This window comes from Blastococcus mobilis (assembly GCF_900188025.1).
GTDB lineage: Bacteria > Actinomycetota > Actinomycetes > Mycobacteriales > Geodermatophilaceae > Blastococcus_B > Blastococcus_B mobilis.
On sequence record NZ_FZNO01000009.1, the window covers coordinates 18,161 to 34,217 of the forward strand.

Genomic DNA, 16,057 nt, shown 5'->3' on the forward strand with positions numbered 1-16,057 from the left:
CATGGCGATGTTCGACGGGCTCGTCCTGCTGGCGCTGTACGTGCTGGCGCAGGGGCTCACGGTCTGGGCCTTCGTCGACGCCCTGGTCCGCCCCGCGCCTGGCTTCCTGGCCGCCGGCAAGCTGACCAAGCCGGGCTGGGCCGCGATCACCGGCCTCGCCGCGTTGATCATCTTCTGGCAGCAGACCCCGATGACGTTGTTCGGCCTACCCGCTGTCATCGCCGCGATCGTGTACCTGGTCGACGTGCGCCCGGCTGTCCGCGGACTGCAGCGCGGCAACAGTTGGTGAGCTGCCGCTCCTGAACGGCGGGCTCTGTCCTCAGTCGGCTGGGATCAGCACCCAGAGCAGCAGGTAGGCGATGAACTGCGGGCCGGGGAGCACGCAGGAGAGCACGAAGGCCAGGCGCAGGCCGTTGCGGGACAGCCCGTAGCGACGGGCGATGCCGGCGCAGACCCCGGCGATCACCTTGTTCTGGGAGTCACGGCGGAGACGCTGGTTCGCAGGCACGGTCATGCGGTCAGACCCTACGGTCGGGACATGTATCTGCGGGCGGAGCGTGGCGACATCACGCAGGCCGACGTGGACGTGATCGTCAACGCGGCCAACCCCGGGTTGCTCGGCGGCGGCGGGGTGGACGGGGCCATCCATGCCGCGGGCGGACCGGAGATCCTCGCGGAATGCCGGGCGATCACCGCGCGACTGCCCGGAGGCCGGCTGCCGCGCGGGCAGGCGGTCGCGACGACGGCGGGTCGGCTCCCGGCCTGCTGGGTCGTGCACACGGCGGGACCGGTCTGGTCGGCCGACCGCGATCTGTCCGCCGTCCTGCGGTCCTGCTACACCGAGAGCCTGCGGGTGGCCGACGGGCTCGGTGCACGCACGGTCGCGTTCCCCGCGATCTCGGCGGGGGTCTACGGCTGGCCGCTGGACGACGCCGCGCGGCAGGCAGTCGCGGCGGTGCGCGCGGCGCCGGTCGAACACGTGCAGGAGGTGCGGTTCGTGCTGTTCAGCGACGAGGCGCTGACCGCCTTCGAGGCCGCGCTCGCCGGCTGACGCTCAGCGACCGAAGACGCCGTCGGGTGGTTCGGGGGAGGGGATCGCGTCGACGTCGTACACCGGCTTGGCTGTCCCGGCGAAGCGCTCGAGGTCCTCGCCGTGGACCACGCGGGAGGGCATCGGGTCACGGGCGCAGCGTCGGATGAATCCTTCGACGGGGAGTTCGGCATCGGAGCCGACCGCGACCAGGTTGCCGAAGCGGCGGCCGCGCAGGACGCCCGGCTCGGCGAGCACGCAGACGTGGCGGAAGACCGAGCGCAGCGTGGCGACCTGGGTGCGGGCGAACTTCAGGGGTGCGCCGTCGGCCACGTTGGCCGCGTAGACGCCTCTCGGCCGCAGGGTGCGGTGGACCTCGGTGGCGAATTCTGCGCTGGTGAGGTGCGCGGGCGTGCGGGCACCCGCGAAGACGTCGCAGATCACGACGTCGGCGCTGTGGGTGTGCAGGGCGGCGAGTCCGACGCGGGCGTCGTCGGGCCGGACGCGAATGCGGGCTCCGCGCGGCAGGGGGAGGTGCGTGCGGACGAGGTCGGTGAGCGGCTGGTCGATCTCGACGACGCGCTGACGCGAACCGGGACGGGTGACCGCGACGTAGCGGGGGAGGGTGAGGGCACCGCCACCGAGGTGGACGACGTCCAGCGGTGCGTGCGCCTCGGCGGCGAGGTCGAGGACGTGACCCATCCGGCGCACGTACTCGAACTCGAGATGCGTGGGGTCGTCGAGGTCGACGTGCGACTGCGGGGTGCCGTTGACCAGGAGCATCCACGAGCCGTCGCGGTCGGCGTCGGCGAGAAGTTCGGCGGTCCCTCCGGTGACGGCGGTCGGACCCGGCGTCGATCTCACGCGCGCAGCACTCCACACATGTCGGTCACCCCGTCATCGTGCCCGACGCTCCTCGACCGTCGGTCGGAGTGACAAGGTGCTCCGACAGGCACGCCCGCTCGGTTCGGAGACGTCCCCTGTGCACGGCGACCTGGGCTGTGGACGGCGGAGCCCACTACGTCGGTGCGACCGCCGACCATCGCACCGTGACCTCACCGTGCCGCCATCGCCGCGTCGATCCCACCAGGGGCCAGCCCTCGGCCGCGAGGGCTTCCACCGCCGCCACCCAGCGCTGGCGCGGACCGAAGGCCGACAGTCCCGCAGCGGCCGCCCATGCCGCGTCGAAGGCGCGGAGGAACGCGTGCACCGGCTGGCCCGGCATGTTGCGGTGGATCAGGGCCTTGGGCAGGCGCTCGGCGAGGTCCGACGGGGTGGAGATGTCGGCGACCCGGGTGGCGAGCGTGAGCGTCAGTGGGCCGTCGGCGTCGAGGGCGACCCAGGCAGACCGCCGTCCCCACTCGTCGCAGGTGCCCTCGACCACCACCCCACCCGGCCCGAGGGCGGCGCACATGGTCTCCCAGGCGCGGGCCGCGGACTCCTCGTCGTACTGCCGGAGCACGTTGAACGCCCGCACCAGCACCGGCTGCAGGCCGGCCAGTTCGAAGCCGCCCACCCGGAAGTCCACACGGGGCGGGTCGCGGTCGGCCTCCACGGCGGCCACGCGGGCGGGGTCGATCTCCAGACCGACCACCTCGAGCCGGTCCACCTCCGGGCTCAGTCGCTCGACCAGTTCCAGCGTCGTCACGGCGGACGAGCCGTACCCGAGGTCGACGACCAGCGGCCGGGCGGAGTCGCGCAGGCGGGGGACCTGGGTGGCCAGTAGCCATTGGTCCACCCGGCGAAGACGGTTGGCGTTCGTCGTCCCGCGGGTGGGAAGGCCGAGCGCCCGGGCCCGTCCGGCGGCCAGCCGAGGCGCCTTGCGCTGCGGCGCGGAAGACAGGGATGCCCGCCGCTTGTGGTCGCTCCCAGCCTCGCTCACCGGTCCGGAGAGTAGTCGCGGTTAGCGTGGGGCCGTGCAGGTTCGACGCGACGTCCGGCTGGCGGACCTCACCACCCTGGCCGTCGGTGGGCCGATCGACCGGCTCGTCGAGGTGCACGACGCCGGGGAGCTGGTCGCTGCGGTGCGGGATGCCGACGAGTCCGGTCGTCCGTTGCTGGTCCTGGGTGGCGGCTCCAACGTCGTCGCACCCGACGAAGGCTGGCCGGGGGACGTGGTCCTGGTGCGGTCGCGCGGGATCCAGCGCGCGGGCGGCCGGCTCGTGGTGGCGGCGGGTCACGACTGGGACCAGTTGGTCGCCCACACCGTCGAGAACGAGCTGGCCGGCGTGGAGGCGTTGTCCGGTATCCCCGGATCGACCGGCGCGACCCCCATCCAGAATGTCGGCGCCTACGGCCAGGAGGTCGCCCAGACGATCACCGCCGTGCGCGTCTACGACCGCGCCGAGAAGACCGAGGAGAGGCTGAGCCCGGCCCAGTGCGGGTTCGGCTACCGGGACAGCAGGCTGAAGCGGGAACCCGGGCGCTTCGTCGTCCTGGAGGTGACCTTCGTGCTGGACGAGAACCCGCGCAGCCGTCCGGTGGGGTACGCGGAACTGGCCCGGAAGCTGGGCGTCGAGATCGGCGACACCGCGCCGCTCGCCGACGTCCGTGCGGCGGTGCTGGAGTTGCGCCGGGGGAAGGGCATGGTCTGGGACCCCGCCGACCCCGACAGCCGCAGCGCCGGATCGTTCTTCACCAACCCGATCGTGCCGGCGGCCCGCGCCGTCGATGGCTGCCCGAGCTGGCCGGCCGGCGACGGCCACGTCAAGCTCAGCGCGGCCTGGCTCGTGCAGCACGCCGGCTTCGGCCGCGGCACGCGGCAGGGCAACGTGGGGACGTCGTCGCGGCACAGCCTCGCGCTGACCACGGAGCCCGGCGCGACGGCGGACGAGCTCATGGCGTTCGCCGGCCGTGTCATCGAGGAGGTCCGCGAGCAGTTCGGCGTCACGCTCGTCCCCGAGCCCACGGCGGTACGGCCCTAGCTCTCCCGGGCGACCTTGTGCTGGGCGGCCTGGGCGAGCGGGCGCACGATCATCAGGTCGATGTTCACGTGGTGCGGCCGGGTGACCGCCCAGGCGACGCAGTCGGCGACGTCCTCGGCGACCAGCGGCTCCCGCACCCCTCGGTAGACGGCGTCGGCCGCATCCGAGGACCCCAGCCGGTTCGCCGAGAACTCCTCGGTACGCACCATGCCCGGGGCGATCTCCAGTACCCGCACGGGCTCACCGTTCAGCTCCAGCCGCAGCGTCTCGGCCAGCGTGTGCACCCCGTGCTTGGCCGCTGTGTAGGACGCCCCGCCCTCGTAGGAGATCAGACCCGCCGTCGAGCTCATGAACACAACGTCCCCGGCGCCCGACGCCCGCAGGGCCGGCAGCAGCGCCTTGGTCAGCCGTACCGTCCCGAGCACGTTCACCTCGTAGGTCCGGGCCCACGAGTCCAGGTCGGCGTCGGCCACCGGGTTGGCGTCGAAGGCTCCACCGGCGTTGTTCACGAGCACGTCCACCCGATCGACGGCGCCGGCGAAGGCATCCACGGAGGTCGGATCGGTCACGTCCAGCTGCAGCGCCCGCCCGCCGATCGAGTCGGCGAGGGACGTCAGCCGGTCGAGTCGGCGGGCCCCGAGGACGACGTCGAAGCCCTCCGCGGCCAGCCGAGCAGCGGTGGCCGCACCGATGCCGCTCGAGGCGCCGGAGACGACGGCGGTGCGGCCGGCGCCGGGCATGCGGCGGTCGGGGGAGTGGGGACGATCGGTACCGGGCATGAACCCCATCCTGACGCTGTTGCAGGATGAACAGTGGACAGGGGCGGTCGGGCCCCGGACCAGAGGACCAGGGAGCGGGGAGGTCACGCGTGCCGGCTCGCCGCTTCGCGCGTTCCGGCACGCCCCGGCGCGTGGCCACCCTCTCGGTGCACACGAGCCCGCTCGACCAGCCGGGCGCCGGCGACGCCGGAGGCATGAACGTCTACATCGTCGAGGCCTCCCGCCGCCTGGCCGACCGCGGCATCGAGGTCGACATCTTCACCCGCGCCACCTCCAGCGACCTCCCGCCAGTGGTCGAGATGAGCCCTGGCGTGACGGTCCGTCACGTCAGCGCCGGCCCGTTCGAGGGGCTGGGCAAGGAGGAGCTCCCCGCTCAGCTCTGCGCCTTCACCGCCGCCGTCCTGCGTGAGGAGGCCCAGCACGAGCCGGGCTACTACGACGTCGTCCACTCCCACTACTGGCTCTCGGGCCAGGTGGGCTGGCTGGCGCGTGACCGGTGGAGCGTGCCGCTGATCCACACGGCGCACACCCTCGCCAAGGTGAAGAACGAGGCGCTCGCCGACGGCGACCGTCCCGAGCCGCGGGCCCGCGTGATCGGCGAGGAACAGGTCGTCGCCGAGGCCGACCGGCTGATCGCCAACACCGACGAGGAGGCCCGCCAGCTCGTCCGCCTGTACGGCGCCGACCCCGCCCGCACGCTCGTCGTCCCCCCGGGGGTCGACCTCGACCGCTTCGCCCCCGGCGACCGGCGCGCCGCCCGCCGCGCCCTCGGCATCGCCGACGACGCGATCGTGCTGCTGTTCGTCGGGCGCATCCAGCCGCTCAAGGCCCCCGACGTCCTGCTGCACGCCGCCGCGCAGCTCCTCGCCGACGAGCCGACCCTGCGCGACCGGCTCGAGGTGCACGTCGTCGGCGCCCCGAGTGGCTCCGGCCTCGAGGCCCCGCAGCAGCTCGACAAGCTCGCCGCCGATCTCGGCATCGCCGACCGCGTCGTGTTCCACCCGCCGCAGCCCCCGGAGCGGCTCGCCGACCACTACCGCGCCGCCGACGTCACCGTCGTCCCCAGCCACAACGAGTCGTTCGGGCTGGTGGCGCTCGAAGCGCAGGCGTGCGGCACGCCGGTCGTCGCGGCCGCCGTCGGCGGCCTGCGCACCGCCGTCCGGGACGGCGTCTCCGGCGTGCTCGTCGACGGCCACGATCCCCGTGACTACACCGCCGCGGTGCGCGCCGTCCTCGGCCGCCGGGAGCTGCTCTCCCACGGGGCACGTCGGCACGCCGGGCTCTTCTCCTGGGACCGCACCGCCGACGCCCTCGTCGCCGCGTACACGTCCGCGGCGGAGGACATGAACCGCCTGCCGCGGCAGGTGCCGCACCGCCTCCCCAGCCCCCTCCGAGCGCTCCCCGGCGTGCAGGTGGCCCGGTGACCGACGGGGTGGGCGGGGACCGGAGCATCGCCGAACTGGACGCCGTCATCGAGCAGACGCTGCGCGACAGCGAGCTCGTCCACGAGCACCCGGCCCCCGGTCGCTGGCTGGTCGACCTGCCCGGCACCAGGAAGCTCAAGACCGTCTGCGGACTCATCGTCGGCGAGCACGCGCTCCGGGTGGAAGCCTTCGTCTGCCGCCAGCCCGACGAGAACCGCGAGCAGCTGTGGACCTTCCTGCTGCAGCACAACGCGCGCATGTACGGGGTGTCCTACTCGATCGACGGCGTGGGCGACGTCTACCTGACCGGCCGCCTCCCGCATGCCGCCGTCACCCCCGACGAGCTCGACCGGATCCTCGGCGCGGTTCTCAGCTACGCCGACGACCACTTCAACGCGATGCTCGAGATCGGCTTCGGCACCTCGATCCGCCGCGAGTGGGACTGGCGGGTCAAGCGCGGGGAGTCGCTGCGAAACCTGGAGGCGTTCGCGGCTTTCGCCGACCCCGACCGCCGGCCCTGATGCCCGCGGCGGACCGTTCGCCCGGCTACTCCCGGCGGTGGTGGGTGCTGGCCACCATGACCGTCTGCCTGCTCGTGGTGATCATGGGGAACACGATCCTCAACGTCGCCCTGCCCACGGTGCAGCGTGACCTCGATGCGACCCACGGCGAGCTCCAGTGGGCCGTCGACGCCTACATCCTCGTGTTCGCCGGCCTGCTGTTCTCCTGGGGCGTGGTCGGCGACCGCATCGGCCGGCGGAAGGTCCTGCTCATCGGCCTCACCGTCTTCGCCGTCGGCTCGGTCCTCGCAGCGTTCAGCAGCAGCCCGATCGAGCTGATCGTCTTCCGGGCGGTCATGGGCATCGGCGGGGCGGCCGTCCAGCCGACGACGCTCGCCGTCATCACCAACGTCTTCCCAGAGCGCGAACGCGGGCGGGCCATCGGCATCTGGGCCGGCACGGCCGGCATCGCCGTCGCGGGCGGGCCGCTCGCGGGCGGCGCCGTCCTCGAGCACTACTGGTGGGGATCGGTGTTCCTGGTCGGCGTCCCGGTCGCCCTGCTCGGCGTGGTCGGGGTCCTCGCGTTCGTGCCCGAGTCGAAGGACCCGTCGCCGGGCCGTCTCGACGTCCCCGGCGTCCTGCTGTCGATCGTGGCCCTGGTCGGCCTCGTCTACGGGATCATCCGCGGCGGCTCGGGCGCCGGCTGGACGGCGCCGGGCGTGCTCGTCCCGCTCGTCGGTGGCCTGGTGCTGCTGGCGCTGTTCGTCTGGCTGCAGCGCCGCTCGACCCATCCGGCGCTGGACGTGTCGCTCTTCCGCAACCCGGCCTTCTCCGCGGCCGCGGGCGCGCTCGGCCTCAACTTCTTCGCTCTGCTCGGCGCGACCTTCTATCTCGTCTACTACCTTCAGGGCGTCCGCGACTACAGCCCGCTGCAGAGCGGTGCGGCCCTGATCCCCGTCGCCCTGGGCATGGCGATCATGGCGCCGCGCAGCTCGGGGCTCGCCCAGCGCTACGGCGCGAAGGCGGTGTGCGCCACCGGCTTTCTGCTGATCGCGCTGTCGTTCGTGGGCATCCAGTTCCTCGACCTCACCTCGCCGGTGTGGCTGCTGGTCCTCGTGCTCTCGGTCCAGGGCCTCGGGATGGGGGCGGTGATGGCCCCGGCCACCGAATCGATCATGTCGGTGGTACCGCGGGAGAAGGCCGGCGCCGGGGCCGCGGTCAACAACTCCGTCCGCCAGGTCGGCGGCGCCCTGGGCGTAGCCATCCTCGGCTCGGTCCTCGCCGCCTCCTACTCCACCCACCTCGGCAGCACGGCCGACGCGCTGCCCGCGAGCGCCCGCGCGGAGGCGAGTCAGTCCATCGTCGCCACCCTCGAGGCCGTCCGGGATGTGCAGGGAGGCGGGGACGACGACGCTGCCCGGGCCGCGGCCGACATCGTGGGGCCGGCGCGCGAGGCGTTCGTGGCGGCCATGCACGTCACCGCGGTGTTCACCGCGGTCGCCGCCCTGGTCGCGGCCGCGGTCGTCCTCCTGTGGCTCCCGGGCCGGGGACGGGATGTGTCGCCAGCCACGGAGTGACCCCAATGTGGAACAGACGGTTGACGACACACCGTTGCGCCGCCGACGCTGAGCAGTAGAAGCCGGGGCTCCCCGTGCGGTCAGGAGGGGAGTCCCGTGCGAGTCGACAGCCGCGTCCTCGCCCCCGGACGCCGGGATCCCTTCGCTCCCCTGCTGGCGAACCCCCTCGCTGCACGCCTCCGGCAGCACACGGAGGACGGCGCGGCGACCCACGCGGTCCCGACCGGTGGGGCGCCGCTGCCGGTGACGCGCTACGCCGACGGGCGCGAGCGCATCAACCTCGGCACCGGTAACTATCTCGGTCTCGCCGGTGACCCTCGCGTGATCGCGGCGGCGACCGCAGCCCTGGAGCAGTACGGCACCAGCACCGCCGGGAGCCGGGTGCTCAACGGCACGACCGGCCTGCACCTCGCCCTCGAGGAGGAACTGGCCGATCACTACGGCACGGAGGCGGCCGTCCTCACCTCCTCCGGCGTGAACGCCAACGTGGCCCTGCTGTCGACCATCTGCGGACCCGGCGACGTGCTGCTCGTGGATGGGCACGTCCACGCGAGCCTGCACGCCGCCGCCGCGGCCAGCCGAGGCACCGCCGTCCGCTTCCGCCACAACGATCTCGACAGTCTGGGTGCGCGGCTGGAGTCCATCGACCCGCGGGCCGGCGCGGTGGTGGTCGTCGACGGCGTCTACTCCATGACGGGCGAGATCGCTCCGCTGGCCGACATCACCGACCTCTGCGCCCGGTACGGGGCACGCCTCGTCGTCGACGAGGCCCACGGGCTCGGCGTCCTGGGCAAGGGTGGCCGCGGTGCCGCCGAGCAACTCGGCGTCCTCCCCCGCGTCGACGCGGTCACCGTGGCGCTGAGCAAGGCGCTGGCCAGCGTCGGCGGCGCCATCATGACCACGCGGGCGGCCGCCGAGGGCATCCGTGCCTCGGCCATGCCCTACGTCTTCAGCGCCGGCAACGATCCGGCATCCGTGGCGGCCGCGCTCGCCGCCCTGCGCATCCTGCGCAGCGAGCCCGAGCGGGTGACCCGCCTGCAGGACAACTGCGAGCTGCTGCGCCGGGTCCTCGCCGAGAACGGCGCCGCTCCCATCACCGGCGAAGGGGCCGTCATCGCGGTCCCCACCGGGCAGGACGAGGTCACCGGGGCGGCCTGGCGGATGGTCTTCGAGGCCGGGGTCTACACCAACGCCGTGGCCTATCCCGCCGTCCCGCGCGGCCGCGGGGTCCTCCGGCTCACCCTGATGGCCACCCACACCGAGGAACAGCTCCGGCGCGCGGGCGAGATCATCGCCGCGGCCGTCGATGCCGCCCGGGCCCAGGTGGCCGCCGCCTGAGCGGCACGGACCGGTTCCGACGGTTAGCGTGGCGGCGATGGCCGACAGCAGGCCCGCGCCGGAGCGCCGCGTCCGGGCGCTGATGGGCGTGGTGGCAGCCTCGGCGCTGGCCTATCCGCTGCTCGTCTGCGCCATCCAGCTGTCCTTCGCCCAGCTCGTCGCCGTCGACGTCGGCGCCATCGTGCTCTGGCTGACCGCCGGCCTCGTGTGCAGCGTCGGCCTTGTCGCCGCCGTCCGGTGGGGTGCCGCCCGCCGCGTGCGCAGTCCCTGGCTGCTCCTCGGACTGATGCCGCCGATGCTGTTCGAGCTGTGGCTGATCTGGCCCCAATTCGCGCGCTGAGAGCGGTCCGGCAGGATGGTCCCGTGACGACCCCCGGAACGCTGGTGCTCCTCCGCCACGGCGAGAGCGAGTGGAACAAGGCCAACCTCTTCACCGGCTGGGTGGACGTCCCCCTGTCGGAGAAGGGTTGCGTCGAGGCCGCCCGAGGCGGGCAGCTGCTGGCCGAGCACGGCCTGCTGCCCGACGTCTTGCACACCTCGCTGCTGAAGCGGGCCATCGCGACCGCCGAGCTGGCGCTGGCCGAGGCCGACCGGCAGTGGATCCCGGTCAAGCGGTCCTGGCGGCTCAACGAGCGGCACTACGGCGCGCTGCAGGGCAAGGACAAGGCCGCCACGCTCGCTGAGTACGGCGAGGAGCAGTTCATGATCTGGCGCCGCTCGTACGACACCCCGCCGCCGCCGATCGAGTCCGGCAGCGAGTACTCGCAGGACGCCGACGCCCGCTACTCCTTCCTGCCGCCCGAGGCGCGCCCGGCGACCGAGTGCCTGAAGGACGTCGTCGTCCGGATGCTGCCCTACTGGTACGACGCGATCGTCCCGGACCTGCGGCTCGGGCAGACCGTGCTCGTCGCCGCGCACGGCAACAGCCTCCGCGCCCTCGTGAAGCACCTCGACGGCATGGGCGACGACGAGGTCGTGGGGCTGAACATCCCGACGGGTGTCCCGCTCCGCTACGACCTCGACGAGGACCTGAGCCCCCTCAAGCCGGGGGGCGAGTACCTCGACCCCGACGCCGCGGCCGCCGCGATCGAGGCCGTCAAGAACCAGGGCAAGCGCTGACGAGCCGGCCCTGGAGGGGGTCGGCGAGGAGGCGCTGTGGCCGCCCTGCGGGGCGCGCCGACGAGCGGGGGCCCGGAGGGTTCCCCCGAGAAGGCAGCGGAAGTGGCTCAGCTCACCGGGGAATCCGCTCCTGGCCGCGGTGTCGCCCGGAGGGTGACAAAGAGTTATCGCGGTGTCGCCGGGAGGGCGACAGAGTGACTCAGTGCGCGTTCTCGGGAATGTGCCGCTCGCCGGTCACCAGGTAGACGACCCGCCGGGCGACGCTGACGGCGTGGTCGGCGAAGCGTTCGTAGTAGCGGCCGAGCAGGGTGATGTCGATGGCGACCTCGATCCCGTGGGGCCAGTCCTCGGACAGCACCTGACGGAACAGGCCGCGGTGCAGGCGGTCCATCGCGTCGTCGTCGGTCTCGAGTTCCCGGGCCGCGTCGACGTTGCGGGTGGCGATGACCGTGCCGGCCTTCGTCACCAGCATCTCGGCCACGTGGCCGGCCTCGAGGAAGGCGGGGCGGACCTCCTGGGGGACGGCGGGGTCCGGGAAGCGCATCCGCGCCACCTTGGCGATGTGCTCGGCGAGGTCGCCCATGCGCTCGAGGTCACTGGCGATCCGGGTGGCCACCACGATCGTGCGGAGATCGGTCGCGACCGGCTGCTGGCGCGCGAGCAGCGTGAAGCACCGCTGGTCGATGCTCTCCCGGGTGGCGTCGATCTGCTCGTCCCCGGCGATGACCAGGTCGGCCAGGGCGACGTCGGCGTCCAGGAGGGCGGTGGTGGCGGTGCTCACCTGCGACCCCACCGTGTTCGCCATCTCCACCAGGCATCCCCGGATGTCTTCGAGTTCCTCGAAGTAGCTCTCCCGCACTGTGCCTCCCGTTCGACGTTGGACCGAGCCTAGGACGGGTTCGGTCCGTCCTCATCCTTTACGGGTTAACGTGCTGCCACGCGTAGATGAACACTGCCCCCTCCGGGCGGCAGATCACCTGCGAACGGGCCGGGGTCGAGCCGATCGGACCTAGCATCGGGGCGTGAGTCCACTGGTCGCCCTGGTGGTCGGCCTCGTCCTGGGTGGGGTCGTGGCCGCCACGGTCATCCTCCGCTTCCCCCGGGACCTCGAGCGTTCCGGCTCCGATGCCGCCGCCGTGGGACCGCCCGAAGCGGCGTTCGCTCGTCGGCTGCTGGATCTCATGGATCCCGCTGTCGTGCTCGTCGACGTCGACGACGCGGTGCTGCTGGCCAACCCCTCCGCCCGGGCCCTCGGCATCGTCCGCGGCAGCCGGCTGCTCGTGCCGGAGCTCCTGTCCCTCGTGCAGACCGTCCGCAACGGTGGCAGCCGGCGGGCCGACGTCCGGCTGCCCGGTGACCTCGCCGGCTCCGGCCCGCGGCTGATGGGGGTGCACGGCGTCCGGCTGCACAGCGGCACGCTGCCCCTTCCCGGACCGGTCGCGCTGGTGCTCCAGGACGTCACCGAAGCCCGCCGGACCGAGGCGGTGCGCCGTGACTTCGTCGCCAACGTCGGGCACGAGCTGAAGACCCCGGTGGGTGCGCTCACGCTGCTGGCCGAGGCGATCGAGCAGGCCGCCGACGACCCCGAGGCCGTGCAGCGCTTCGCCGGCCGCATCGCGTGCGAGGCCGACCGGCTCGCCCGGCTGGTGCGCGAGCTGATCGACCTCTCCCGGCTGCAGGGCGGTGAGCCGCTGCCCGAGCTCGTGCCGGTCCAGGTCGACGACGTGATCGCCGAAGCGGTGGACCGGACCCGCACCGCCGCCAAGGCCAAGGGCCTGCAGATCGCCGTCGGCGGTCAGGCCGGTCTCGTCGTCCGCGGGGTGGAGAGCCAGCTGGTCACGGCGGTGACCAACCTGCTCGCCAACGCCGTCGCCTACAGCGAGGGGGAGAATCGGATCGCAGTCGCCGCCCGGGCGCGGTCCGGGTTCGCCGAGATCGCCGTGACCGACAGTGGCGTCGGTATCCCGCGCAAGGACCGCCAGCGCGTCTTCGAGCGCTTCTACCGGGTGGACCAGTCCCGGGCCAGCAGCACGGGAGGCACCGGACTGGGGCTGGCGATAGTCAAGCACGTCGCGAGCAACCACGGGGGGACGGTGACCGTGTGGAGCGAGGAAGGGCTCGGCTCGACGTTCACCCTCCGCATCCCGCTCGTCATCTCTGACACCCAGGGCGACTCCACCACCACGGATGCTGTCGCCCACGATGCTCTGAAGGAAGGCTCATGACCCGTGTCCTGGTCGTGGAGGACGAGGAGTCCTTCTCCGACGCGCTGTCCTACATGCTCCGTCGGGAGGGCTACGACGCCGTGGTGGCGGCGACCGGCCCCGCCGCGCTGGCGGAGTTCGACCGGGCGGGTGCCGACATCGTCCTGCTCGATCTCATGCTGCCGGGGCTGCCGGGGACCGAGGTCTGCCGCGCGCTGCGCAGCCGCAGCAACGTCCCGATCATCATGCTGACCGCCAAGGACGCCGAGATCGACAAGGTGGTCGGCCTGGAACTCGGCGCCGACGACTACGTGACCAAGCCGTACTCGGCGCGCGAGCTCGTCGCCCGGATCCGGGCCGTGCTGCGCCGCCGGGGGGACGCCGCCGAGGCGGCACCCGACGACGGGGTGCTGGAGGCCGGTCCGGTGCGGATGGACGTCGAGCGGCACGTCGTCGCCGTGGACGGCGAGCAGGTCCCACTCCCGTTGAAGGAGTTCGACCTGCTCGAGTACCTGATGCGCAACGCCGGCCGCGTGCTCACCCGCGGCCAGCTCATCGACCGGGTCTGGGGCTCGGACTACGTGGGCGACACCAAGACCCTCGACGTCCACGTCAAGCGACTGCGGGCCAAGCTCGAGCCCGACCCGGCCAACCCCAAGTACCTGCTCACGGTGCGGGGTCTGGGCTACAAGCTGGAGGCGTGACGGCTCAGCCGTCGCCCTTGAGCTCGTCGATCTTCTTCGACGCCTCGGCCTTCGTGAGGTCCTCCGGGACCTCCTCGTCGGTGGACCGGGTCAGCGTCTCGAGATAGCTCTTCTGGGCTCCGGTGGCGGGTTCGTCGCCGGTCACCCAGTCGGCCGGGTCCTTCTCCGGGGATGCCGCGTTCGGCTGCGATTCGCTCATGTGTTCGATGCTAGGCGTGCGCCGGGACGCGCGCCTCCTGAGCGGCACCGACGGCGGCGGCCCACCGGCGGCCGGTCCGGTAGACGTGGATGCTCCCGCACGCGGGGCACTCCACGTGCAGGGCGATGTGGGTCGGCTTGTTGGTGACCGATCGGATCCGCCGGTCGGCGACCAGCTCGTCGGTCCGGGTGACGGGGCAGGTGATCAGCAACATGGACAGAAGACTGCGCCCGACCGCTGGCCGATACGAGTGGCAGAAGTGACCAGCGCCGCAAGATTTCTGCCATGATGTGTGCATGACCGAACCGGTGCGCCCTCTCGTGGTCAGCGTCGTCGTCGCGGACGGGCTCGTCGGCAGCTTCGGCCTCGGCGTGAGCGCGGAGGTGTTCGGCTACGACCGGCGGCACATGGGCCTGCCCCGCTTCGATTTCGCCCTCGTCTGCGAGGCGCCGGGCGTGCTGCGCACCGACACGGGCATCCCCATCACGGTGGAGCACGGGCTGGAGCGGCTGGCCCGCTCCGACATCGTGTCGATCACCGCCTGGGAGCTGTTCGGCCGGGTGCCCTCACCTGCCCTGCTCGACGCCCTCCGGGAGGCACACGCGCGGGGCGCCACGATCGTCAGCCACTGCACCGGCGCCTTCGTGCTGGCCGCGGCCGGGCTGCTCGACGGCAAGCGGGTGACCACGCACTGGAAGTACGCCGGCGAACTGGCCGCCCGCTTCCCGACCGTGCAGGTCGACCCGTCGGTCCTCTACGTCGACAACGGCCAGGTCATCACCGGCGCCGGGACGGCGGCCGGCGTCGACACCCTCCTCCACCTGGTGCGGCGGGAGTGGGGCGCCGCCGCGGCCAATGCCCTGGCCCGCGAGATGGTCGTCCCGCCGCACCGCGACGGCGGACAGGCGCAGTACATCGACGCCCCCGTCCCGGCCTTCCACGACGATCTGCTCGGCGCCGTGCTCGAGTGGGCCTCGGCCCACCTGGCGGAGGAGATCAGCGTGGAGACGCTGGCCCGCCGGGCACTGATGAGCCCCCGGAGTTTCGCGCGGCGCTTCAAGGCGACCACCGGGACGACGCCGCACGCCTGGCTGCTCGGCCAACGGCTCGCCGCCGCCGAGGCGCTGCTGGAGGAGACCGACGCCCCCGTGGAGGAGATCGCCCGGCTGGTCGGCTTCGGCACCGCCGCCGGGCTGCGCGAGCAGTTCGCACGCCGGCGGGGCGTCTCCCCACGGGCCTACCGGCAGACGTTCCGGGCGGGCAGCCCCACGAACGGCTCAGCCGCCGGGTCGGCGCCGGTGCAGCTCGACGGGCACCGGCCCGGTCGGGGGGCTGGCCGGGTGGGGCGCGACGAGCCCCTGGTCGAGGCGGACCTCGGCCAGCCGGCGTAGCTCCGCGAACGCGGCCTCCCCGAGCAGCTCGGTCAGCTCGGGCGCGTAGGTGTCGACCAGCGGCTCGGGGGAGACGTGCGCCAGGGGCGCGCCGGTGCACCACCAGTGCAGGTCGGCGCCGCCCGGGCCCCAGCCTCGCCGGTCGAACTCCCCGATCGTGGAGACCAGCACCCGCGTGCCGTCAGGACGCTCCACGTGTTCCTGCGACCGGCGCACGGGGAGCTGCCAGCACACGTCAGGCTTCGTGGTCAGCGGGTGCGTGCCGGTCCGCAGGGCCATCCGGTGCAGCGCGCAGCCCGTGCCGCCGGGGAACCCCGGCCGGTTCAGGAACACGCACGCCCCGTCCACGACCCGGGTGCGCAGCGACCGCTCCTCACCGTCGTCGAGGGCCGCGTCGTCCGAGGCGGAATCCTCCTCGGTCCAGGCCGCCCGCCCGACCGGAGCCAGCTGCCAGTCGTCGTCGGTGAGGACGGCGACCGACGCCGTCACCCGCGCCAGGTCGTCCTCGTCGGTGAAGAAGGCGCCGTGGCTGCAGCACCCGTCGTCGGGACGGCCCTCCACCACGCCGGCGCATCCCCGCCCGAAGATGCACGTCCAGGCGGAGGTGAGCCAGGTGAGGTCGGCCCGGACGACGTGCTGCGGATCGGCCGGGTCGGGGAACTCCACCCACTCCCGGGCGAAGTCGAGAGGGACCTCCTCGAGCGGATCGTCCGGCACGCCGTGAGCGTAGGCCGTGGCGCCCTGCGCCGAGGACGGGATGCCGCGCTGCCGGCGCGGCCCGGTCGCGGACGAGGGACGTCGTGCGCTGGATCCGGGAGAGGACGGCAGCCACCTCCGGGCTCATCTGCCCAGCCCGGCAGACTGAGGC

20 protein-coding genes are annotated in these 16,057 nt (G+C 73.0%); 12 read left to right on the top strand and 8 right to left on the bottom strand.

What is annotated here, in order from left to right; genetic code table 11:
• The first annotated feature begins 1 nt into the window (after position 1).
• Positions 2–289 (top strand): DUF2516 family protein, encoded by a 288-nt coding sequence (locus CHB94_RS09625; protein ID WP_089336366.1) that lies wholly within the window; start codon positions 2–4, stop codon positions 287–289.
• 30 nt (positions 290–319) lie between these two features.
• On the opposite strand, the gene CHB94_RS09630 is transcribed toward CHB94_RS09625, so the two are convergent.
• A complete protein-coding gene (locus CHB94_RS09630; protein ID WP_089336367.1) occupies positions 320–514 on the bottom strand; it encodes a PspC domain-containing protein in 195 nt (64 codons plus the stop codon).
• A 24-nt stretch (positions 515–538) separates the two neighbouring features.
• On the opposite strand from CHB94_RS09630, the gene CHB94_RS09635 reads away from it, so the two are divergent.
• The gene (locus CHB94_RS09635) at positions 539–1,051 is read left to right on the top strand and encodes an O-acetyl-ADP-ribose deacetylase (protein WP_089336368.1); all 513 of its coding nucleotides are present in this window, start codon (positions 539–541) and stop codon (positions 1,049–1,051) included.
• 3 nt (positions 1,052–1,054) lie between these two features.
• Here the strand turns inward: CHB94_RS09635 and CHB94_RS09640 are convergent, their stop codons facing one another.
• Both CHB94_RS09640 and CHB94_RS09645 read right to left on the bottom strand, forming a co-directional pair.
• On the bottom strand, positions 1,055–1,894 hold the full coding sequence (locus CHB94_RS09640) for a spermidine synthase (protein ID WP_089336369.1): 840 nt from the start codon (positions 1,892–1,894) through the stop codon (positions 1,055–1,057).
• Positions 1,895–2,048: 154 nt separating this feature from the next.
• Positions 2,049–2,912 (bottom strand): class I SAM-dependent methyltransferase, encoded by an 864-nt coding sequence (locus tag CHB94_RS09645; protein WP_089336370.1) that lies wholly within the window; start codon positions 2,910–2,912, stop codon positions 2,049–2,051.
• 34 nt (positions 2,913–2,946) lie between these two features.
• On the opposite strand from CHB94_RS09645, the gene CHB94_RS09650 reads away from it, so the two are divergent.
• Complete coding sequence (locus CHB94_RS09650; RefSeq protein WP_089336371.1) at positions 2,947–3,954, top strand: UDP-N-acetylmuramate dehydrogenase; 1,008 nt, start codon at positions 2,947–2,949, stop codon at positions 3,952–3,954.
• Here the strand turns inward: CHB94_RS09650 and CHB94_RS09655 are convergent.
• Positions 3,951–4,733: an SDR family oxidoreductase gene (locus CHB94_RS09655; RefSeq protein WP_217899245.1), complete on the bottom strand. Its 783-nt coding sequence runs from the start codon at positions 4,731–4,733 to the stop codon at positions 3,951–3,953. The genes CHB94_RS09650 and CHB94_RS09655 overlap by 4 nt on opposite strands.
• A gap of 131 nt (positions 4,734–4,864) precedes the next feature.
• On the opposite strand from CHB94_RS09655, the gene mshA reads away from it, so the two are divergent.
• From mshA to CHB94_RS09685, 6 genes are all read left to right on the top strand, one after another.
• Positions 4,865–6,157 (top strand): D-inositol-3-phosphate glycosyltransferase, encoded by a 1,293-nt coding sequence (gene mshA / locus CHB94_RS09660; protein WP_254920539.1) that lies wholly within the window; start codon positions 4,865–4,867, stop codon positions 6,155–6,157.
• On the top strand, positions 6,154–6,678 hold the full coding sequence (locus CHB94_RS09665; protein WP_254920540.1) for a type III secretion system chaperone family protein: 525 nt from the start codon (positions 6,154–6,156) through the stop codon (positions 6,676–6,678). Before mshA ends, CHB94_RS09665 begins: the two co-directional genes overlap by 4 nt.
• A complete protein-coding gene (locus CHB94_RS09670; RefSeq protein ID WP_089336373.1) occupies positions 6,678–8,234 on the top strand; it encodes an MFS transporter in 1,557 nt (518 codons plus the stop codon). The genes CHB94_RS09665 and CHB94_RS09670 overlap by 1 nt, the downstream gene beginning before the upstream one ends.
• A 96-nt stretch (positions 8,235–8,330) precedes the next feature.
• Positions 8,331–9,572, top strand: coding sequence for an aminotransferase class I/II-fold pyridoxal phosphate-dependent enzyme (locus tag CHB94_RS09675; protein WP_176445492.1), 1,242 nt, complete (start codon positions 8,331–8,333; stop codon positions 9,570–9,572).
• Between the two features lie 37 nt (positions 9,573–9,609).
• On the top strand, positions 9,610–9,912 hold the full coding sequence (locus CHB94_RS09680; RefSeq protein WP_141137454.1) for a hypothetical protein: 303 nt from the start codon (positions 9,610–9,612) through the stop codon (positions 9,910–9,912).
• Positions 9,913–9,935: 23 nt separating this feature from the next.
• Positions 9,936–10,691 (top strand): phosphoglyceromutase, encoded by a 756-nt coding sequence (locus CHB94_RS09685; protein WP_089336376.1) that lies wholly within the window; start codon positions 9,936–9,938, stop codon positions 10,689–10,691.
• A gap of 199 nt (positions 10,692–10,890) precedes the next feature.
• Here CHB94_RS09685 and phoU read toward each other — a convergent pair whose 3' ends face one another.
• A complete protein-coding gene (gene phoU, locus CHB94_RS09690; protein WP_089336377.1) occupies positions 10,891–11,550 on the bottom strand; it encodes a phosphate signaling complex protein PhoU in 660 nt (219 codons plus the stop codon).
• Between the two features lie 163 nt (positions 11,551–11,713).
• Between phoU and CHB94_RS09695 the strand changes: the two genes are divergently transcribed.
• Together CHB94_RS09695 and CHB94_RS09700 are read left to right on the top strand one after the other, a co-directional pair.
• The gene (locus tag CHB94_RS09695; RefSeq protein ID WP_089336378.1) at positions 11,714–12,916 is read left to right on the top strand and encodes a sensor histidine kinase; all 1,203 of its coding nucleotides are present in this window, start codon (positions 11,714–11,716) and stop codon (positions 12,914–12,916) included.
• The gene (locus CHB94_RS09700) at positions 12,913–13,599 is read left to right on the top strand and encodes a winged helix-turn-helix domain-containing protein (RefSeq protein ID WP_089336379.1); all 687 of its coding nucleotides are present in this window, start codon (positions 12,913–12,915) and stop codon (positions 13,597–13,599) included. Before CHB94_RS09695 ends, CHB94_RS09700 begins: the two co-directional genes overlap by 4 nt.
• A 4-nt stretch (positions 13,600–13,603) precedes the next feature.
• Here CHB94_RS09700 and CHB94_RS09705 read toward each other — a convergent pair whose 3' ends face one another.
• Both CHB94_RS09705 and CHB94_RS09710 read right to left on the bottom strand, forming a co-directional pair.
• Positions 13,604–13,798 (bottom strand): DUF3072 domain-containing protein, encoded by a 195-nt coding sequence (locus CHB94_RS09705; protein WP_089336380.1) that lies wholly within the window; start codon positions 13,796–13,798, stop codon positions 13,604–13,606.
• Between the two features lie 10 nt (positions 13,799–13,808).
• On the bottom strand, positions 13,809–14,012 hold the full coding sequence (locus CHB94_RS09710) for a hypothetical protein (RefSeq protein ID WP_089336381.1): 204 nt from the start codon (positions 14,010–14,012) through the stop codon (positions 13,809–13,811).
• Between the two features lie 82 nt (positions 14,013–14,094).
• On the opposite strand from CHB94_RS09710, the gene CHB94_RS09715 reads away from it, so the two are divergent.
• The gene (locus CHB94_RS09715; RefSeq protein ID WP_089336382.1) at positions 14,095–15,189 is read left to right on the top strand and encodes a helix-turn-helix domain-containing protein; all 1,095 of its coding nucleotides are present in this window, start codon (positions 14,095–14,097) and stop codon (positions 15,187–15,189) included.
• Here the strand turns inward: CHB94_RS09715 and CHB94_RS09720 are convergent.
• A complete protein-coding gene (locus tag CHB94_RS09720) occupies positions 15,076–15,906 on the bottom strand; it encodes a DUF3109 family protein (protein WP_089336383.1) in 831 nt (276 codons plus the stop codon). The genes CHB94_RS09715 and CHB94_RS09720 overlap by 114 nt on opposite strands.
• Between the last annotated feature and the right edge of the window lie 151 nt (positions 15,907–16,057).